Genomic DNA, 19,389 nt, shown 5'->3' with positions numbered 1-19,389 from the left:
GATCGACACCGGTGCCAGTACCTCGAGCCTGCATGCCACCGATATCGAGCCCTTTGAGCGCGACGGTGAGAAGTGGGTGCGCTTCACTGCGCATCTGGGCAGCGTGGTGCAATTGCGCCATCGTCGCTGCGAAGCGCCCCTGGTGACGATGAAAACTATCAAGAGCTCCAACGGCCATGCGCAGGTGCGGTATGTAATCAGCACCACCCTGGCACTGGGTGACCGAGTATGGCGGGTGGAATTCACCCTGGCCTGTCGCAAGGCCATGCGTTACCGCCTGTTGCTGGGCTCCAAGGCGCTGATTGACGGCCAGTTGGTGGTCAACCCCGGCGTCAAGTACGTTCAAGACAAGCCGGTGTTCCCGGTCTCTACTATTTCTGCCCCAGGTGCTGCATGAAGATTGCTGTGCTGTCGCGAAACCCGCGTCTGTATTCCACCCGCCGCCTGGTCGAGGCCGGCACCGAACGTGGCCATGAAATGGTGGTGATCGACACGTTGCGTGCCTATATGAACATTGCCAGCCACAAGCCGCAGATCCACTACCGGGGCAAACCGCTGGAAGGCTTTGATGCGGTGATCCCGCGGATCGGCGCTTCGGTGACGTTCTACGGCTGCGCGGTGTTGCGCCAGTTTGAAATGATGGGCGTGTTCCCGCTCAACGAATCGGTAGCCATCGCCCGTTCGCGGGACAAGCTGCGCTCCCTGCAATTGCTGTCGCGCCGGGGTATCGGCCTGCCGGTGACCGGCTTTGCCCACTCCCCCGATGACATCCCCGACCTGATCGAGATGGTCAACGGCGCACCGCTGGTGATCAAGGTGCTCGAAGGTACCCAAGGTATCGGCGTGGTGCTGTGTGAGACGGCGACTGCCGCCGAGTCGGTGATCGAGGCGTTCATGGGCCTCAAGCAGAACATCATGGTGCAGGAATACATCAAGGAAGCCGGCGGTGCGGATATCCGCTGCTTCGTGGTCGGCGACAAGGTGATCGCAGCCATGAAGCGCCAGGCCAAGCCAGGGGAGTTCCGCTCCAACCTGCACCGTGGCGGCAGTGCCAGCCTGATCAAGATCACCCCGGAAGAGCGCATGACCGCGCTGCGGGCCGCCAAAGTGATGGGCCTGGCAGTGGCGGGCGTGGATATCCTGCGCTCCAACCACGGCCCGCTGGTGATGGAGGTAAACTCATCACCGGGCCTGGAAGGGATCGAGACCACCACCGGCAAGGATGTGGCGGGGATCATCATTCAGCATTTGGAGAAGAATGGTGGGCCGAATATGACCCGGACCAAAGGCAAGGGTTGATACAACCCGGCCTTCCACCCACCGAAAAAACCTGTGGGAGCTGGCTTGTCGGGTCGCCGCATCGCTGCGATAGCGGTGGGTCAGCAACCCATTTGTTAACTGATACACCGTTATCGCAGGCAAGCCAGCTCCCACATTGGGTTGCTGTTGTTTTTTAGACCGCATCCCTTGGCAGCATCAAGCCCAGCGGCAAGCGCACCCGCGCTTCCAGGCCGCCTTCTTCGCGGTTGCGCAGCTCAACATTGCCGCCATGCATCGAAGCAATTCGCCGCACAATCGCCAGCCCCAGCCCCGTACCCTTGCCGCCCCGCGCACGGTCGCCACGGGTGAATGGGTTGAAAATACCTTCCAGCTCCGCCGGGTCGATGCCCGTACCACGGTCCATCACGCTCAACACCACATAGGGCGCCGTGCTGTCGCCGGACACATAGGCGGCCACTTCCACATCTGAACCCGCGTGATGCAAGGCGTTGCCGATCAGGTTGTTCAGCAGGCGCTTCATCGACACCCGACGCAATGCAAACGGCTGGATCGGCTCCAGGCGCATGCGCACCTGTTCGCCATTCTGGTTGTAGGGCGCCACCACCTCACGCACCAGGTCCGTAAGGTCGACTTCCTCCACCACCTCATCACGGCCATCGCGGATAAACGCCAGGAACTGATCGAGAATCGCGTCCATGTCCTCGATGTCGCGCACCATGTCGTCGGTCAGGTCGTTATGGTTGCCCATCAACTCCAGGGACAGCCGCAAACGCGTGAGCGGCGTGCGCAAGTCATGGGACACGCCCGCCAGCATCAGCTCGCGTTCGCGCCCGGCCTGTTCGACATCCTCCGCCATCTGGTTGAAGGCACCGTACACCTCGGTCATCTCACTGGGCGTATCGCTGATCGGCAGGCGCACACTGCGTCCCTGCCCGAGTTGGCGGGCGGCAAACACCAGGCGTTTAAGCGGTTGGTTGAGCTGTCGGACGAAAATCCACGCGGAAGCGGTTGAAAGTAAACCGATGGCCAGGAACCAGCCCAACACGTTCCAGATTTTTTGCCCGCGCAGCGGATGGGGGTAAAGGGGCACCTTGATCCAGGCATCTCCCAGACTCGGAGCCCTGACCCAGAGTGCAGGTGAAACATGCATGCGCAGGCGCACCTCGGTGTCCTCTCCCAGCTCAGCCTGCATCTGACGCTGATAAATCTCGCTGTAAGGCCAATGCTGCTCACCTTCGGGCACACCAGCGCCGTCGACTCGAATCAGCGTCGAAGCCTTTGCTACCTTTTCGCGGTTTTCAGGGTCAACGGCCCAGTAGGCACGCAGTGTCAGGGCGACACCGTGGCTGTACTGCCTGTCTACCAGCACGTCTTCGTTCATCAACAGATAAACCAGCGTGAGCGCCTTGGAAAACAGAACGACGATCAGCACCAGCCAAAGGGTGCGAGAGAAGAAACTTTGCGGGAACCACAACGGGGTTTTCATAGGAGACAGCTAAACACCTTGCAGGAACGAGCGGCGCTCGCAGAATTGCAGACGCCGGGCATCCCGTCGACCCTCATGGAGTCAAACGCCGGGATGCCCGCCCCTGCAAGTCATCGGTCACTTGGTTGCAGTGCCATCCGGCACAAACACATAACCCACGCCCCACACCGTCTGGATGTACCGCGGCTTGGCCGGGTCCGGCTCGATCATCCGGCGCAGACGCGAGATCTGCACGTCGATGGAGCGCTCCAGGGCGTCCCATTCGCGGCCACGGGCCAGGTTCATCAGCTTGTCGCGGGTCAACGGCTGGCGAGCATTCATCACCAATGCCTTGAGCACGGCGAACTCGCCGGTGGTCAGCATGTGCACTTCTTCGCCACGCTTGAGTTCGCGGGTCGCCAGTGACAGCTCGTATTCACCAAAGGTGACGCTCTCGTCTTCGCTGCCTGGCGCGCCCGGTACCGGCGGTGCCTGGCGACGCAATACGGCCTTGACCCGAGCCATCAACTCGTCAGGGTTGAACGGCTTGGCCAGGTAGTCATCAGCGCCCAGTTCCAGGCCCTTGATGCGGCTCAGCTCATCGCCCTTGGCGGTCAGCATGATGATGGGGATCTGGTTGTTCGCACCGCGCAGGCGCTTGCAGGCGGTAAGGCCGTCTTCGCCGGGCAGCATCAGGTCGAGTACGACCAGGTTGAACACTTCACGCCCCAACAGGCGGTCCATCTGCTCGGTGTTCGGCACCGCGCGGGCACGGTAGCCCTTGGAGTTGAAAAAACGTTCCAGCAGGCTGCTCAGCCCCGGATCGTCGTCAACGATGAGAATTTTTTCGCCTTCAGCAGTTTGTGCAGTGCTGCTCATTAGATGCTCCTCTTATCTCGGCGCGCATTATGGCGTAGCTGCCGTTATACGCACCGTGTGCATTGTTAGCAGATTTTTCCTCCACCGCCAGCGAACCCGCGTCCTACAACCACCGGCGCAGTACCCCCCAAGGGCAGAACGCTGGTTATAATGCGGCGCCTTCACGCAGGGCACTGTCAGACTTTACTGTTTGCAGCCTCAGCCGTTTTTTCAGCGCGGGGCAGCAATTTCCCGATTTCGAGGGTCAATAGGCAGCCTTTTGACCCAGGCAGCGGTGCCGCTGGCGCCGCTCAACCAGCCTCGCAACGCCTTGTTTTCCGGGCCTGCGAGCTGCTTTCAAGAATTTCAGGTGGTTTTATGGACAGCATCAACAGCCGCATTGCCGAGGAACTCGGTGTACGCCCACAACAGGTCGAAGCGGCCGTCGCGCTACTGGATGAAGGCTCCACGGTGCCTTTCATCGCCCGTTACCGTAAAGAAGTGACCGGCAGCCTCGACGACACCCAATTGCGTCACCTGGAAGAGCGCCTGCGCTACCTGCGAGAACTCGACGAACGGCGCATCAGCATCCTCGCCAGCATCGAGGAACAGGGCAAGTTGACCCCGCAACTGGAACGCGACATCAAGCTCGCCGACACCAAGACCCGCCTCGAAGACCTTTACCTGCCGTACAAACAGAAGCGCCGCACCAAGGGCCAGATCGCCCTGGAAGCCGGTTTGGGCGAGCTGGCCGACGGCCTGTTCAACGACCCGTCGCTGGCCCCGGAAGCCGAAGCCGCGCGCTTTATCGATGCCGAAAAAGGCGTCGCCGACATCAAGGCCGCCCTCGAAGGTGCCAAGTACATCCTCATGGAGCGTTTCGCTGAAAACGCCGGCCTGCTGGAAAAACTGCGCACCTACCTCAAGCAGGAAGCCATTCTCAGTGCTCGCGTTATCGCCGGCAAAGAGGAAGAAGGCGCCAAATTCCGCGATTATTTCGAGCACGACGAGCCGCTCAAGAGCATGCCGTCGCACCGGGCACTGGCGATTTTCCGGGGTCGCAACGAGGGCATTCTCAGCTCGGCGCTGAAAGTCGGCGACGAATTGCCGGGCACCATGCACCCGTGCGAAGGCATGATCGGGCAACAATTCGGCATCCAGAATCAGAACCGTCCTGCGGACAAGTGGCTCGGTGAAGTCGTGCGCTGGACCTGGAAGGTCAAGCTCTACACCCACCTGGAAACCGACCTGCTCGGCGAGTTGCGCGACGGCGCCGAAACCGAGGCGATCAACGTGTTCGCCCACAACCTGCACGACCTGCTGCTGGCCGCACCGGCCGGCCCGCGCGCCACGTTGGGCCTCGACCCGGGCTTGCGTACCGGCTGCAAGGTTGCGGTGGTCGACTCCACCGGCAAGCTGCTGGACCACGCCACCGTGTACCCGCACGTGCCGCACAACAAGTGGGACCAGACCCTCGCCATCCTGGCCGCCCTGTGCGCCAAGCACGCCGTGGACCTGATCGCCATCGGCAACGGCACCGCCAGCCGTGAAACCGATAAGCTGGCCGCCGAGCTGATCAAAAAATACCCCGCCATGAAGATGACCAAGGTCATGGTTTCCGAGGCCGGCGCTTCGGTGTACTCGGCGTCGGAACTGGCTTCCAAGGAATTCCCGGACCTCGACGTGTCGATCCGTGGCGCCGTCTCCATTGCTCGCCGCCTGCAGGACCCGCTGGCAGAGCTGGTGAAGATCGACCCTAAATCCATTGGTGTCGGCCAGTACCAGCACGACGTGTCGCAGCTGAAACTGGCGCGCGGCCTGGATGCGGTGGTGGAAGACTGCGTGAACAAGGTGGGCGTGGATGTAAACACCGCCTCGGTCGCGCTGCTGGCGCGTATTTCCGGGCTTAACACCACCCTGGCGCAGAACATCGTCACCCACCGCGACGAAAACGGTGCGTTCAAAACCCGCGCTGCGCTGAAGAAAGTCGCACGCCTGGGCGAAAAAACCTTTGAACAGGCCGCCGGCTTCCTACGGGTCATGAACGGCGATAACCCGCTGGACTCGTCTGCGGTTCACCCGGAAGCCTACCCGCTGGTGCAGCGTATTGCCGCCGAGACCGACCGCGATATCCGTTCGCTGATCGGTGACGCCGCGTTCCTCAAGCGCCTGGACCCGAAGAAGTACACCGACGAAACCTTCGGTGTGCCGACCATCACCGACATCCTGCAAGAGCTGGAAAAACCTGGCCGCGACCCGCGTCCCGAGTTCAAGACCGCCGAGTTCCAGGACGGTGTTGAAGACCTCAAGGACCTGCAACCGGGCATGATCCTCGAAGGCGTGGTCACCAACGTGACCAACTTTGGCGCCTTTGTGGATATCGGCGTGCATCAGGACGGTTTGGTGCACATCTCTGCGCTTTCGGAGAAGTTCATCAAGGATCCACGCGAAGCGGTAAAAGCCGGTGACGTGGTCAAGGTCAAGGTCATGGAAGTCGATATCCCGCGCAAACGCGTGGGTCTGTCGATGCGCATGAGCGACACCCCAGGCGAGAAAATCGACGGCGCCCGTGGTGCACGCCCAGGCTCGGCCCCGCGCCAATCCCAGGGTAACGCGCCGCGTAAAGAGCCCACCGCCACGGCCGCGCCGAGCAACAACTCGATGGCGTCGCTGTTTGCCAACGCCAAGCAGTTGAAGAAACGCTGATGGAAATCCCGGCCGGTTTGACCCAGAGCGCGTTCAGCGAACTGATCGGCTGCCGCCTGCAACGCCTGGACGAGGGCGTTGCCGAGGTGGCCCTGACCCTGGAGCCGCAGTTGCGCAACCGCGCGGGCAAGCTCCATGGCGGGGCGATTTTCAGCCTGGTCGACATCACCATGGGGCTGGCCTGTTCCAGCGCCCATGGATTTGACCAGCAGAGCGCGACCATCGAGTGCAAGATCAACTATATCCGCGCCGTCGAAGACGGTGATGTGCTGTGCACCAGCCGGGTGATTCACGCCGGCAGACGCACGTTGGTGGTCGAAGCCGATGTGTATCAAGGCGAAAGACTTGTCGCAAAAGCACAAGGCACCTTCGCTGTCCTCTAGCTCCCCGCCCTCGATTTGAGTTAATTTCGGCGCTGCGACAACAGCGTCGGAATTTTCTTGCTGCGCTATAGCCCAATTCATGGAGTGAAGTAGGCTTTTTCAATGTGAGCCAAATCGACTCTAAACCAGGCGATAACGCCAGTTTCAACTTCACCCTTGTAGACCGTCCTGCCCACCCCCATATTGGGGCGACTGACGCGTGAAGGAATCCAACTTGAGCGAACTTCTCAACCGCCGCCTGGCCCTGCTCGGCAAGCGCGAACACCTCTCCCTGCTAGAGCAATGCTTGCACGGCATCGAGCGTGAATGCCTACGCGTCACCGGTGAGGGTCGCCTGGCACAAACGCCGCATCCAGAAGCCCTGGGCGCCGCGTTGACCAATGAATTGATCACCACCGACTACTCGGAATCGCTGCTGGAGTTCATCACTCCCGCACTGCCCAACCCGGCCGACACCCTGAGCAGCCTGGACAAGATCCATCGGTTTGCCTACAGCAAGCTCGGCAGCGAGTACCTGTGGAGCCCTTCGATGCCGTGCCCGTTGCCGGCCGAGGAAGATATTCCGATCGCCTACTACGGCACCTCCAATATCGGCCAGCTCAAGTACGTGTACCGCAAGGGCCTGGCCCTGCGTTACGGCAAGACCATGCAGTGCATCGCCGGCATCCACTACAACTTTTCCCTGCCGGAACAGCTGTGGCCGTTGCTCAAGGAGACTGAAGGCTTCGTCGGCACCGACCGCGACTACCAGTCCACCGCCTACATCGCGCTGATCCGTAACTTCCGCCGCTACAGCTGGCTGCTGATGTACCTGTTTGGTGCTTCACCGGCCCTGGACGCCGGTTTCCTGCGCGGTCGTTCGCACCAACTTGAAGTGCTGGACGCCGACACGCTGTACTTGCCGTACGCCACCAGCCTGCGCATGAGCGACCTGGGTTACCAGAGCAACGCCCAGGCTGGGCTGACGCCGTGCTACAACGACTTGAACAGCTACACCGACAGCCTGCGCGAAGCGGTGGCAACGCCCTACGCGCCTTACGTCGAAATCGGCACCCATAAGGATGGTGAATGGGTGCAGCTCAACACCAACATCCTGCAGATCGAAAACGAGTACTACTCCAACATCCGCCCCAAGCGCGTGACCTACACCGGCGAGCGGCCGATCCAGGCGCTGATGGCCCGTGGCATCCAGTACATCGAAGTGCGCTGCCTGGACATCAACCCGTTCCTGCCGATGGGCATCGACCTGCCGGAGTCGCGTTTCCTTGATGCGTTCCTGCTGTACTGCGCGTTGAACGACAGCCCGCTGTTCGCCAACAACGAGTGTGGCAATGCCACCTCCAACTTCCTCAGTGTGGTCAAGGAAGGCCGTCGCCCAGGCCTGCAATTGCAGCGTGAAGGCCAGGCGGTGGACATGAAGGAATGGGCCACCGAGCTGCTGGAGAAGATCGCCCCGCTGGCGGCCTTGCTGGATGAGAGCCATGGCATCACCGAGCACAGCCAGGCGCTGGACGCTCAGTTGGCGAAGGTCAAGGACTCGTCCCTGACGCCGTCGGCCCAAGTGCTGGCAGCGATGGCCGAGCGCAAAGAGAGCTTTGCGCAATTCTCCCTGCATCAGAGCGAGGTGCACGCCGCGCACTTCCGCCAGGAGCCTTTACCAGCCGAGGAGCAGGCACGCTTTGAAGAGTTGGCACGTAAGTCGCTGGCTCAGCAGGTGGAGCTTGAGCAAAACGAAGTGGGCGACTTTGACGTGTTTGTCGGCTCGTACCAGGCAAGCATTCTGGCGATCAGTAACTAAAGCATCACGCCATCTCCTGTGGGACCTGGTTTGTGTGGGAGCTGGCTTGCCTGCGATGCAAACACCTCGGTGTATCAGTGATACCCAGGTGATGCTATCGCAGGCAAGCCAGCTCCCACATTTGCCTTCATTGGGTTGAAGATTGCGCTCACTCTTCTCCTCATAAGCTAATTCGAAAATGTTATTTATTTTCGAGTTCTTAGATCATTTAGTCTCCTCTCACGCCGATCCTCGGCCGCCTGATTGAGGAGCTTCCCCTTGAAACTGCTTACCCCATTGCGCCTCTTGGCCGCATTGTCCCTGGCCGGTGCCAGCCTGTTTGCCCAGGCGGCAGATGTGACCATTGCTTACCAGACCACCGTAGACACGGCGAAAGTCGCCCAGGCCGACGGTGCGTATGAAAAAGCTACCAACGCCAGGATCGACTGGCGCAAATTCGACAATGGCGCCGACATCATCGCCGCCATTGCTTCCGGCGACGTCCAGATTGGCTACCTCGGTTCCAGCCCGCTGACCGCTGCGGTAACGCGCAAAGTACCCGTTGAAACCTTCCTGGTCGCCACCCAGATCGGCGGCGCCGAAGCGCTGGTAGCGCGCAATGGTTCGGGGATCAACAGCCCACAGGACCTGGTCGGCAAAAAGATTGCGGTACCTTTCGTTTCCACCGGCCACTACAGCCTGTTGGCCGCGCTGAAACACTGGAACATCGACCCTTCCAAAGTGACCATCCTCAACCTCGCACCGCCGGCAATCATTGCGGCGTGGAAGCGCGGCGATATCGACGCGACATACGTGTGGGACCCGGCCCTGGGCGTCGCCAAGGAAAACGGCAAAGTGCTGATCACTTCCGGCGAGCTGGCCAAGTTCGGCGCGCCCACCTTCGATGCCTGGATCGTGCGCAAAGACTTCGCCGAGAAACACCCGGAAATCGTCACGGCCTTCGCCAAAGTCACCCTGGACGCCTACGCCGCCTACCGCAAAGACCCACAGGCCTGGCTGGCCGACAAAGGCAACGTCGACAAGCTGGTGAAGCTCTCCGGCGCCAAGGCCAGTGATATCCCACTGCTGCTGCAAGGCAACGTCTACCCACTGGCCGCTGACCAAGTGACCCTGCTGGGCGCACCGACCACCAAGGCTGTGACCGACACCGCCGCGTTCCTCAAGGAACAAGGCAAAGTCGACGCCGTGCTGCCGGACTACGCCCCTTACGTCAGCGCCAAGTTCATCACTAACTGATTCAAGGAGTTCATCGCGATGGCCTTGCTACAACTGGAGCGCATCAGCGCACAGTACCCAGGCGCCACAGAACCGGTACTGTCCGATATTTCACTCGACCTTGGGCCTCAGCAATTGCTGGTGGCCCTCGGCCCGTCCGGCAGTGGCAAGACTTCGCTGTTGAACCTGATTGCCGGCTTCGTCGAACCTTCTGCCGGGCGCATCACCCTCGATGGCGTGCCGGTCAAAGGCCCGAGCGCCGAACGCGGCGTGGTGTTCCAGGACGACGCTCTGCTGCCCTGGCAGGACGTGCTGGCCAACGTCGGCTTCGGCCTGGAACTGGCCGGTGTGCCCAAGGCACAACGCGAAGTGCGCGCCCGGGAAATGCTCGCACTCGTCGATTTGGCCGGTTTCGACAGCCGCCGTATCTGGCAGCTTTCCGGTGGCCAGAAACAGCGTGTCGGCCTGGCCCGCGCGCTGGCGGCTGACCCTCGCGTGCTGCTGATGGACGAGCCTTTCGGCGCCCTCGATGCCTTCACCCGCGAACAGATGCAGGAGTTGCTCCTGCAAGTCTGGCGGCGCACGGCCAAGCCGGTGTTCCTGATTACCCATGACATCGAAGAAGCGGTATTTCTCGCCACCGACCTGATCCTGCTGGCGCCCAACCCAGGCCAGATCGTCGAGCGCCTGCACCTGGACTTCGGTCAACGCTACGCCGCCGGTGAATCGGCGCGGGCGATCAAGTCCGACCCGCGCTTTATCGAAACCCGTGAACACGTGCTGGGCAAAGTGTTCTCGCAACGGCAGGTGCCTGCATGAGCAGCTACGAACTTCCCGCCACGGCCGCCAAGCCGGTAGCGCACAAGGTTATTCCAGTACGTCGTAGCCTGAGCACACGCTGGATCAGCGTACTCACCCTGGTCGCCTTGCTGGTAATCTGGTGGGCCGTCACCGCCACTGGCTTGATCGAACCGTTGTTCCTGCCGCCACCTTCCGCCGTGCTGCAAAAAGGCTGGCTGCTGGCGACCACCGGCTATATGGATTCCACCTTGTGGCAGCACCTGGGCGCGAGCCTCACGCGCATCGGCCTGGGCCTGGGCTTTGCGGTACTGACCGCCGTGCCGGTGGGGATTGCCATCGGTGCCAACCGCATTGCCCGTGGCATCCTCGACCCGCTGATCGAGTTCTACCGGCCGATTCCGCCCCTGGCTTACCTGCCGCTGATCGTGATCTGGTGCGGCATCGGTGAGCTGTCCAAGGTATTGCTGATTTACCTGGCGATCTTTGCGCCTATCGCCATCGCCACCGCGACCGGCGTGCGCACGGTCGACCCGGCCAAACTGCGTGCCGCGCAGTCGTTGGGCGCCACCCGCGCCCAGTTGATTCGCCATGTGATCCTGCCGAGCGCGCTGCCCGACATCCTTACCGGCGTGCGCATCGGCCTGGGTGTGGGTTGGTCGACCCTGGTTGCCGCCGAGCTGATCGCCGCCACCAGCGGCCTGGGCTTTATGGTGCAGTCGGCGGCGCAGTTCCTGGTCACCGACGTGGTGGTGCTGGGGATTCTGGTGATCGCCCTGATTGCCTTCGCCATGGAAATGGGCCTGCGTGCCCTGCAGCGCAAATTAGTGCCTTGGCATGGCCAGGCACATTGAGTGAGAACCGCATGAGCAGCCTGACCGTTACGCCAATAAGCACCGCCCTGGGCGCCCTGATCAGTGGCGTCGATATCACCCAACCGTTGAGCCTCCAAGAACGTGACGCCATTGAGCAGGCGCTGCTCAGCCACTCGGTGCTGTTCTTCCGTGGCCAAGCCGTCACGCCGCAGCAACAGGCGCGGTTTGCGGCAAATTTTGGCGACCTGCATATTCACCCGATCTACCCCAACGTGCCGGAGCAGCCCGAAGTGCTGATCCTCGACACTGCCGTGACTGACGTGCGCGACAACGCCGTATGGCACACCGACGTGACCTTCCTGCCGACGCCGGCGCTCGGCGCGGTGCTCAGCGCCAAACTGCTGCCGGCCTTTGGTGGCGACACGTTGTGGGCCAGTGGCATTGCGGCGTATGAAGCCCTGTCGGAACCCTTCAAGCGCCTGCTCGACGGCCTCACGGCGACTCATGATTTCACCAAATCCTTCCCGCTGGAGCGCTTTGGCAACACCGCCGAAGACCTGGCGCGCTGGGAAGATACCCGCAAGAAGAATCCCCCCCTGTCACACCCGGTGGTGCGCACGCATCCGGTCAGCGGGCGTAAGTCATTGTTTGTGAGTGATGGGTTCACCACCAAAATCAACGAGCTGGAGCCGGCGGAAAGCGAGGCCATACTCAAGCTGCTGTTTGCCCACGCAACACGGCCGGAATTCACCATTCGCTGGCGCTGGCAGGAGAACGACGTGGCGTTCTGGGACAACCGCGTGACCCAGCACTACGCCGTGGATGACTACCGTCCGCAACGGCGCGTGATGCATCGCGCCACAATCCTGGGCGACGTCCCCTTCTAAACCAGGCACAACCTCTGAATCAATGAAGATCAAATGTGGGAGCTGGCTTGCCTGCGATAGCGGCGGACCAGCCCATACATTCATCGACTGACACACAGCCATCGCGGGCAAGCCCGGCTCCCACATTGACCGCGTACTGCCGAATGAATTTGCCACACTGAAGATCAAAATGTGGGAGCTGGCTTGCCTGCGATAGCGGTGGACCAGCCCATACATTCATCGACTGACACACAGCCATCGCGGGCAAGCCCGGCTCCCACATTGGCCGAGTACAACCGAGTGAATTTGCCACACTGAAGATCAAAGTGTGGGAGCTGGCTTGCCTGCGATAGCGGCGGACCAGCCCATACATTCATCGACTGACACACCGCCATCGCGGGCAAGCCCGGCTCCCACATTGACCGCGTACTGCCGAATGAATTTGCCACACTGAAGATCAAATGTGGGAGCTGGCTTGCCTGCGATAGCGGCGTACCAGCCCATGCATTCATCGACTGACACACCGCCATCGCGGGCAAGCCCGGCTCCCACATTGACCGCGTACTGCCGAATGAATTTGCCACACTGAAGATCAAAATGTGGGAGCTGGCTTGCCTGCGATAGCGGCGGACCAGCCCATGCATTCATCGACTGACACACCGCCTTCGCGGGCAAGCCCGGCTCCCACATTGGCCGAGTACAACCGAGTGAATTTGCCACACCGAAGATCAAAATGTGGGAGCGGGCAAGCCCCACATTTTTGACCGGCTTGTACCGGCTTATTCAGCAGTGGACGGTTTTTCCCACAGGTTAATCCCGCCTTCCTGCGCAAACCGATCAATCTCCGCCAGTTCTTCCGCGCTGAAGCTCAAGTTCTTCAACGCGCCAACGTTTTCAATGATCTGCTCCGGTCGGCTCGCACCAATCAAGGCACTGGTCACCCGTGGGTCACGCAGGGTCCAGGCCAGGGCCAGTTGCGCGAGGCTCTGGCCACGGCGCTTGGCGATTTCATTCAACCCGCGCACATGGGCAATGTTGGCTTCAGACAAGTGCTTGGCCTGCAACGAGCCGCCACCTGGGCGGTTGACCCGCGCATCGGCCGGCACGCCGTTGAGGTACTTGTCGGTGAGCAAACCCTGGGCCAGTGGTGTGAAAGCAATCACCCCTACGCCAAGTTCGTCGGTGGTATCCAGCAGGTCTTTTTCAATCCAGCGGTTGAGCAGGTTGTAGGCCGGCTGGTGGATCAGCAACGGCACTTTCCACTCTTTGAGCAGCGCCGCCATTTCGCGGGTTTTCACCCCGGAATAAGAAGAGATACCGATGTACAACGCCTTACCCTGCTGCACGGCAGTGGCAAGGGCGCTGGCGGTTTCTTCCAACGGGGTGTCGGCGTCAAAACGGTGAGAGTAGAAAATATCCACGTAGTCGACGCCCAGGCGTTGCAGGCTCTGGTCCAGGCTCGCCAGTACGTATTTGCGCGAACCGCCACCCTGGCCGTAAGGGCCGGGCCACATGTCCCAGCCGGCTTTGCTGGAAATGATCAGCTCGTCGCGGTAGTGCTTGAAGTCTTCACGCAGCAAACGGCCGAAGTTGATCTCGGCGCTGCCATACGGTGGGCCGTAGTTGTTGGCCAGGTCGAAGTGGTTGATCCCCAGGTCAAACGCAGTGCGCAGCAGGGCGCGCTGGGTGTCAATCGGGGTGCTGTCGCCAAAGTTGTGCCACAGCCCCAGGGACAGTGCCGGCAGCACCAATCCACTGCGACCTACGCGGCGGTACGGGATAGATTCATAGCGGTTTTCGGCAGCAATGTAAGTCATCGAATCCTCTCTTGGACGTAGGCAAATAAGGCCTGGGAATAAGGTTATTCCCAGGCCTTTTAACCAGCTGAATCGCTTAAGCCTGCCGTTCCGTTCTACAGCAATTTCCTACCAGAGTGGAACGACGTAGCTGACATAAAAGCGATTTTCATCTTGAACGGTGGCACCGGTAATATCCGGGCTGGCGTGGGCATTTTTCCAGGTCACGCCCAGGCCCTTGAGGGTGCCGGTCGGTACTTGGTAAGCCACGGCAATGTTGCGTTCCCACTCGCTGGTGGTGCCTTGCACGGTGCGGATGTCATCACCGTGGGCATAGGCCGCCGAGAACGTCAGGCCGGTAAGGCCCAGCTTACCGAAGTCATACTTGTACTGCGCAAGCCAAGTGCGCTCACCGGCGTGTTGAAATTTATTCAACTGCATGTTGGTGAGCGCCGGGGTGTCTGCGCCTGAGCCCGGCCCTTGGCGGTTGTCGCCGCTGTTGAGGCCGGAATCGAGGTACGGGAAGTCGCTGTCACCGCTGTTTTGCTGGATGCCCAAGCCGACGGTGTGACCGTCCAGGCTGTAGCTCTCCAGCAAACTGGCGGTGGTTTGGTTGATGCGGCCCTTGCTGGTGCCGTCGCCATACAGACCGGCACCGGTAAAGTCTTTATCGCCGTCGGCGTTGGCGCCTACACCAAGGCTGCGGAACACACGCACGTCGGTGTCGATGGCGCCCACGGACAACGCGTCATGACGCTTGGCGCCGAGGAAGAACTGCTGGTAGTAATCCTCAAGGTTGGAGTACCACAGGCTCACGGTGGTGTTCTGGATGCCGGTGTAGTCCGCACCGCCGAACAGGAAGCGATCACTTTCTCGGGTGCCGCCGGCGGTGATCATGCCTTGGTCGCCGGTTTCGTTGCGGATCTTGGTCTTGAAGATATCGCCGCCGGTGAAGGTGAAGTCGCTGAGGTCTTTGGAGACCAGTTGCACGCCGGTATTGGTCTGCTGGTACAGGCGGCCGTCGGTGTTGGCCAGTACCGGGTTGTTGCCATACAGCGTGCCAACCCGCAGTTCATCTTTGGCGAAACGCATCTTGAAGGTCGGGCTGAGTACACCGAACTGGTCGGCGGATTTGCCGTTGTCCAACGGGAACATGCTGCCTGGGTAACGGCCCTGGTGATCCTTGTCGTTGAGGTCGCCACCGGAATCGAGCTTCAAACCGTAAAACGCCTGCAAATCCAGGCCAAAACCTACCGGGCCTTCGGTGTAGCCTGACTTGAAGTTGAACTCGAAACCCTGGCCCCAATCCCGCACGCTATGCGCCTTGGCGTTGCTGCCCACCACATCACGACCTTGCTGGTTGAGATAGCGGTTGAGCAGGGTCACGTCGGCGTGGCTGTCGTCGATAAAATCGGCATGGGCGGACAGCATAAAGCTCGCCATGGCGGCACCTACCATGGGGCTTATTAACGTCTTCATTGTTACCGGTCTCCGTCACTGTTCTGAAATGAAAGCGTCAAACGCTTCACACAATTACGCAGTGGCCAGATGACAGTTCGGAGTCAAAACGCTTAGTTCACGAATGAAATTAAGTTTAAGAAAGCCTTTAATTACGCGGGTTTGCGGGCATTTGATCGTTCCCACGCGGAGCGTGGGAACGATCGGTGGGTCAGCGCACCAGGTGCAGGAACTGCAGGTGGCGCTCGTACTGGTCGAGGATGTCGTTGATGATCTGCTCCTTGGTGTAGCCGACCAGATCGTAGTCCTGGCTGCCCTCACTCAAGTGCACTTCCGCGCGGTAATAGCGGCGGTTGTTGATCTCTTTGGAACCCATGCCACCCCGGGCAAACGACGGCGTGAAGTAACCGCGCATCTGCACCTGGTAAACGAATGGATGCTCCTCGCCATGCCCGATTTCCAGGCTAACGCTGTCGTTGGACGGGTCAGGCTGAGTCACCACATTCAGGCCTTTCTCGACAAACACCGCCGTCACTTCTTCAATCGCCGGGCGCACCGTCGATTCGAGGAAACGGTACACCTCATCACGTGACGGGAAGTGCACAGCCTGGCTCAAACGCTGGCGCCAACCGCCTCGGCCTTTGCGCGCCGCCGACACCGGTGCCAGCGAATGCAACTGGGCAATCTGCTTCTGCGATTCGAGGTAGAAGGCCTTGTGCAGCCCCCACATCATCAGCAGCAAAATCAGCGAGAACGGCAACGAGGTCAGCACCACCGCAGACTTGAGCGAATCAATACTGCCGGCAAACAGCAGGGCACTGGTGACCAGCGCCGTCATCGCGCCCCAGAACACCCGCAGCCATTTCGGCCCGTCTTCATCGGCGTTGCCGCCTTTGGACGACAAGGTCGACAGCACTACGGTGCCGGAATCCGCCGAAGTGACGAAGAACACGAAGCTGATAAACACCGTGACGGCGATCACCGTCTTGCTCCACGGGTAGGTTTCCAGCAGCAAGTAGAGGCTCATCGAAGGGTCATCGATGGCCGACTGGCCCAACGCGGTCATGCCGTGGTTGAGCACCTGGTCGATGGCGCTGTTGCCGAAGATCGACATCCACGCCAGGGTGAAGCCCAGCGGAATCAGCAGTACGCCGAAGACGAACTCGCGGATGGTCCGACCACGGGAAATACGCGCGATGAACAGGCCCACGAACGGCGACCATGCGATCCACCAGGCCCAGTAGAACACCGTCCAACCGCCCAGCCAGTCGCTGGGTTTATCGTAGGCGTACACATCGAAGCTCTTGGTCGGCAAGGCGCCGAGGTAGTCACCGATGTTCTGGATCAAGGTGTTGAGCAAGTGCTGGGTGGGGCCTGCGAACAACACAAACAGCAGCAGCGCACAGGCCAGCAGCATGTTGATGTCGGACATCACTCGCACGCCCTTGTCGACGCCGGCGACGGCAACCAGGATCGCGGCGCCCATCATCAAGGTGATCAGGCCGACCTGGATCCACTGCGTATGCGCGATGCCAAACAGGTAGTCGAGACCGGAGTTGAGGTGCAACACGCCAAAACCCATATCGGCGCCCAGGCCGAACACCGTGGCGATGATGCCGAAGCCGTCCACCGCATAACCGATGGGCCCGTTGATGCGCTTGCCGATCAACGGGTACAGCGCCGAACGCAGCGCCAGCGGCAGGTTATGCCGGTAGGCGAAGTACGCCAGGGCCATGCCGACAAAGGCAAACACGCCCCAGCCATGCAGACCCCAGTGCAGAAACAGGATCTGCATGGCCTGGCGAGCCGCATCGGCATTCATCGGCGCGCCCTGAGGCGGCTGCACCAGGTGCGTCAATGGCTCGGAGACGCAGAAGAAAAACAGCGTGATACTGATCCCGGCGGCGAACAGCATGCCGGCCCAGGACAGGTAACTGAATTCGGGCTCGTCGTGGTCGGCACCGAGTTTTATCTTGCCGTAGCCCGATAGCGCGGTGACCACCACGAAGACCAGATACAGCGTCATCGCGAGCATGTAGTACCAGCCGACCGTGTTGGCCGCCCAGTTTTGCGCTGCCAGCAGCCAGGCACCGGCCTTTTGCGGAATAGCGATGACAGTGATGCCAAACAGCAAAATGAAGGTTGCGGCAAAGTAGAAAACCGGCGCATTCATGCGCACCAGGCCGCTGGATGGGGTGGACGATGCACTCATGAACGATGCACCCCGAAGGTGTGTGATGTGGCTGTAAATAACGGACTCAGCAAAGGTAAGCCTCCTGTTGTGAGCGGGCAGCGAACCACCGGGTTTAACTTGAACGAGCATTCAAGTTAAACATAGGTAGGCGGTTTTGGACTAATCGCAGGGCTGAGTGGTAGACAATTCCTACACTAGCTCAAGGATTGGTATGACGGGCGGGGATGGCAAATCGTTCAGTGGCTCGGAATTGAAATGCGGACACTACTGTGGGAGCCGGCTTGCCTGCGATAGCGGTCTGTCAGCTACAAATGTGCCAACTGGTCCTCCGCTATCGCAGGCAAGCCAGCTCCCACAGTTGATCGGTGTTTGGCTCAAATACTATTTCTGCGCGCCGTCGTCATGTTGCAAATTCGCCTGCGTGATGTTCGCCCCCGCCGGCACGCTGCGGGTCAGCCACACATTGCCGCCAATGGTCGAGCCCTTGCCGATGGTGATGCGCCCCAGGATCGTCGCCCCGGCATAAATCACCACATCGTCCTCAACGATCGGATGGCGCGGGTGGCCTTTCTGCAACTGCCCGTCCTCATCCGCCGGGAAACGCTTGGCGCCCAACGTCACGGCCTGGTAGATGCGCACGCGCTCGCCGATGATCGCGGTCTCGCCGATCACCACACCTGTCCCGTGGTCGATAAAGAAACTCGGACCGATCTGCGCACCAGGGTGAATATCGATGCCGGTGGCCGAGTGAGCAATCTCTGCACTGATCCGCGCCAGCAACGGCAGCCCGGCGCGGTACAGATGGTGCGCCAGGCGATGGTGAATCACCGCCAGAATCCCCGGATAGCACAGCAGCACTTCATCCACACTGCGCGCCGCCGGGTCGCCGTGGTAGGCGGCGAGCACATCGGTGTCCAACAGGCTACGCAGTGAAGGCAAGGCCAGGGCGAAGTCCTGGATCAGCCGGATGGCCAGGGCATCGACCTCGCTGTCATCCCTTGCACCCTGGCGCGCGGCGTAGCGCAGCTCCAGGCGGGCCTGGGCAAGCAAGGCATTCAGGGCGACGTCGAGGGTATGGCCGACGTAAAAATCTTCACTTTCTTCACGCAGGTCTACCGGGCCCAGGCGCATCGGGAACAGCGCGCCGCACAGCGCTTCAAGAATCTGCGCCACCGCCTCGCGGGACGGCAACTCGCGGCCACCGTGTTCGCCACTCAGGCGGCCATTGCGCGTTCGCCACTGGTCCCGGGCGCTGCGCAGCTCGCTGACGATGGTCTGTAATTGCCAATGACTGGAACGCTCACTCACGGTATTCACTCCTGACGAAATGGCCATCACTTTACGGTATGCACCCTGGCCGCCCTTAAGAACCAATGGTGTGATGCTAAGAACTATCCGGCATAAGCGATTGGCGGTTGCCGGTTGAAAAGTGCCTGCCTATAGTCGCCCCATCACTTAGCCACTGTATGTCGCCATGATCAAACAACAGCTCGACCGTTTTAACCGCCTGGAACTGCTGGGCGGCGCCACCGCCCTGGAAAAACTCGAGCGGCTGTCGGCCTGGCTGGGCAGGGACATTTACGTCAAGCGCGACGACACCACGCCGCTGGCCATGGGCGGCAACAAGCTGCGCAAGCTTGAATACCTGGCCGCCGATGCCATCGCCCAGGGCGCCGACACCCTGGTGACCGCCGGCGCCATCCAATCCAACCATGTGCGCCAGACCGCCGCGCTGGCCGCCAAGCTCGGCCTGGGC

Annotated in this window: 16 protein-coding genes; 10 read left to right on the top strand and 6 right to left on the bottom strand. The window is 60.8% G+C overall.

From position 1 onward, the window contains the following. Both rimB and rimK read left to right on the top strand, forming a co-directional pair. Positions 1-397, top strand: a 397-nt coding sequence (gene rimB / locus FEM54_RS04740) for a retropepsin-like aspartic endopeptidase RimB (RefSeq protein ID WP_138449714.1), incomplete at its 5' end; no start/stop codon positions are given. Further along, positions 394-1,299: a 30S ribosomal protein S6--L-glutamate ligase gene (rimK, locus tag FEM54_RS04735; RefSeq protein WP_003171022.1), complete on the top strand. Its 906-nt coding sequence runs from the start codon at positions 394-396 to the stop codon at positions 1,297-1,299. The genes rimB and rimK, both read left to right, overlap by 4 nt. 154 nt (positions 1,300-1,453) lie before the next feature. Here rimK and FEM54_RS04730 read toward each other — a convergent pair whose 3' ends face one another. Beyond that, complete coding sequence (locus FEM54_RS04730; protein ID WP_017135367.1) at positions 1,454-2,767, bottom strand: ATP-binding protein; 1,314 nt, start codon at positions 2,765-2,767, stop codon at positions 1,454-1,456. 117 nt (positions 2,768-2,884) lie between these two features. Then, positions 2,885-3,625 carry an osmolarity response regulator transcription factor OmpR gene (gene ompR / locus FEM54_RS04725; protein WP_017135366.1) on the bottom strand — a complete coding sequence of 247 codons (741 nt, stop codon included), beginning with the start codon at positions 3,623-3,625 and terminating at the stop codon, positions 2,885-2,887. Between the two features lie 357 nt (positions 3,626-3,982). On the opposite strand from ompR, the gene FEM54_RS04720 reads away from it, so the two are divergent. The 7 genes from FEM54_RS04720 (at position 3,983) to tauD (ending at position 12,206) form a co-directional block, all read left to right on the top strand. Beyond that, a complete protein-coding gene (locus tag FEM54_RS04720) occupies positions 3,983-6,310 on the top strand; it encodes a Tex family protein (protein ID WP_138449712.1) in 2,328 nt (775 codons plus the stop codon). After that, positions 6,310-6,693, top strand: a complete 384-nt coding sequence (locus tag FEM54_RS04715; RefSeq protein ID WP_017135364.1) for a PaaI family thioesterase — start codon at positions 6,310-6,312, stop codon at positions 6,691-6,693. The genes FEM54_RS04720 and FEM54_RS04715 overlap by 1 nt, the downstream gene beginning before the upstream one ends. Positions 6,694-6,907: 214 nt before the next feature. After that, positions 6,908-8,491: a glutamate--cysteine ligase gene (gene gshA / locus FEM54_RS04710; protein ID WP_017135363.1), complete on the top strand. Its 1,584-nt coding sequence runs from the start codon at positions 6,908-6,910 to the stop codon at positions 8,489-8,491. A 258-nt stretch (positions 8,492-8,749) separates the two neighbouring features. After that, the gene (tauA, locus tag FEM54_RS04700; protein ID WP_138449711.1) at positions 8,750-9,727 is read left to right on the top strand and encodes a taurine ABC transporter substrate-binding protein; all 978 of its coding nucleotides are present in this window, start codon (positions 8,750-8,752) and stop codon (positions 9,725-9,727) included. An 18-nt stretch (positions 9,728-9,745) separates the two neighbouring features. Then, positions 9,746-10,525, top strand: a complete 780-nt coding sequence (tauB, locus tag FEM54_RS04695; protein WP_017135361.1) for a taurine ABC transporter ATP-binding subunit — start codon at positions 9,746-9,748, stop codon at positions 10,523-10,525. Next, on the top strand, positions 10,522-11,358 hold the full coding sequence (gene tauC, locus FEM54_RS04690) for a taurine ABC transporter permease TauC (protein ID WP_138449709.1): 837 nt from the start codon (positions 10,522-10,524) through the stop codon (positions 11,356-11,358). Before tauB ends, tauC begins: the two co-directional genes overlap by 4 nt. An 11-nt stretch (positions 11,359-11,369) precedes the next feature. Continuing rightward, positions 11,370-12,206 (top strand): taurine dioxygenase, encoded by an 837-nt coding sequence (tauD, locus tag FEM54_RS04685; RefSeq protein ID WP_138449707.1) that lies wholly within the window; start codon positions 11,370-11,372, stop codon positions 12,204-12,206. A 758-nt stretch (positions 12,207-12,964) separates the two neighbouring features. Here tauD and mgrA read toward each other — a convergent pair. The 4 genes from mgrA to epsC form a co-directional block, all read right to left on the bottom strand. Then, a complete protein-coding gene (mgrA, locus tag FEM54_RS04680) occupies positions 12,965-14,002 on the bottom strand; it encodes an L-glyceraldehyde 3-phosphate reductase (protein ID WP_138449705.1) in 1,038 nt (345 codons plus the stop codon). A gap of 108 nt (positions 14,003-14,110) precedes the next feature. After that, positions 14,111-15,439: an OprD family outer membrane porin gene (locus FEM54_RS04675; protein ID WP_138449715.1), complete on the bottom strand. Its 1,329-nt coding sequence runs from the start codon at positions 15,437-15,439 to the stop codon at positions 14,111-14,113. A gap of 211 nt (positions 15,440-15,650) precedes the next feature. Beyond that, positions 15,651-17,612 carry a choline transporter BetT gene (betT, locus tag FEM54_RS04670; RefSeq protein ID WP_171045795.1) on the bottom strand — a complete coding sequence of 654 codons (1,962 nt, stop codon included), beginning with the start codon at positions 17,610-17,612 and terminating at the stop codon, positions 15,651-15,653. A 402-nt stretch (positions 17,613-18,014) separates the two neighbouring features. After that, positions 18,015-18,941 carry a serine O-acetyltransferase EpsC gene (gene epsC / locus FEM54_RS04665; protein ID WP_138449702.1) on the bottom strand — a complete coding sequence of 309 codons (927 nt, stop codon included), beginning with the start codon at positions 18,939-18,941 and terminating at the stop codon, positions 18,015-18,017. 166 nt (positions 18,942-19,107) lie between these two features. Here epsC and FEM54_RS04660 point away from each other — a divergent pair. Next, positions 19,108-19,389: pyridoxal-phosphate dependent enzyme (locus FEM54_RS04660; RefSeq protein WP_138449700.1), on the top strand; the 282-nt coding region annotated here is incomplete at its 3' end.

This window comes from Pseudomonas edaphica (assembly GCF_005863185.1).
GTDB classification, from domain to species: Bacteria; Pseudomonadota; Gammaproteobacteria; order Pseudomonadales; family Pseudomonadaceae; genus Aquipseudomonas; species Aquipseudomonas edaphica.
The sequence above is the reverse complement of the archived record's forward strand: the minus strand, read 5'-3'. Positions and strand labels throughout refer to the sequence as shown.

What these genes read in the sequence shown, in the direction of transcription:
- tauC (WP_138449709.1), top strand. Translation starts at nt 10,522, where the DNA reads ATGAGCAGCTACGAACTTCCCGCCACGGCCGCCAAGCCGGTAGCGCAC.
- FEM54_RS04720 (WP_138449712.1), top strand. Translation starts at nt 3,983, where the DNA reads ATGGACAGCATCAACAGCCGCATTGCCGAGGAACTCGGTGTACGCCCA.
- FEM54_RS04675 (WP_138449715.1), bottom strand. Translation starts at nt 15,439, where the DNA reads ATGGTAGGTGCCGCCATGGCGAGCTTTATGCTGTCCGCCCATGCCGAT.
- rimK (WP_003171022.1), top strand. Translation starts at nt 394, where the DNA reads ATGAAGATTGCTGTGCTGTCGCGAAACCCGCGTCTGTATTCCACCCGC.
- mgrA (WP_138449705.1), bottom strand. Translation starts at nt 14,002, where the DNA reads ATGACTTACATTGCTGCCGAAAACCGCTATGAATCTATCCCGTACCGC.
- tauB (WP_017135361.1), top strand. Translation starts at nt 9,746, where the DNA reads ATGGCCTTGCTACAACTGGAGCGCATCAGCGCACAGTACCCAGGCGCC.
- FEM54_RS04730 (WP_017135367.1), bottom strand. Translation starts at nt 2,767, where the DNA reads ATGAAAACCCCGTTGTGGTTCCCGCAAAGTTTCTTCTCTCGCACCCTT.
- ompR (WP_017135366.1), bottom strand. Translation starts at nt 3,625, where the DNA reads ATGAGCAGCACTGCACAAACTGCTGAAGGCGAAAAAATTCTCATCGTT.
- FEM54_RS04715 (WP_017135364.1), top strand. Translation starts at nt 6,310, where the DNA reads ATGGAAATCCCGGCCGGTTTGACCCAGAGCGCGTTCAGCGAACTGATC.
- betT (WP_171045795.1), bottom strand. Translation starts at nt 17,612, where the DNA reads ATGAATGCGCCGGTTTTCTACTTTGCCGCAACCTTCATTTTGCTGTTT.
- tauD (WP_138449707.1), top strand. Translation starts at nt 11,370, where the DNA reads ATGAGCAGCCTGACCGTTACGCCAATAAGCACCGCCCTGGGCGCCCTG.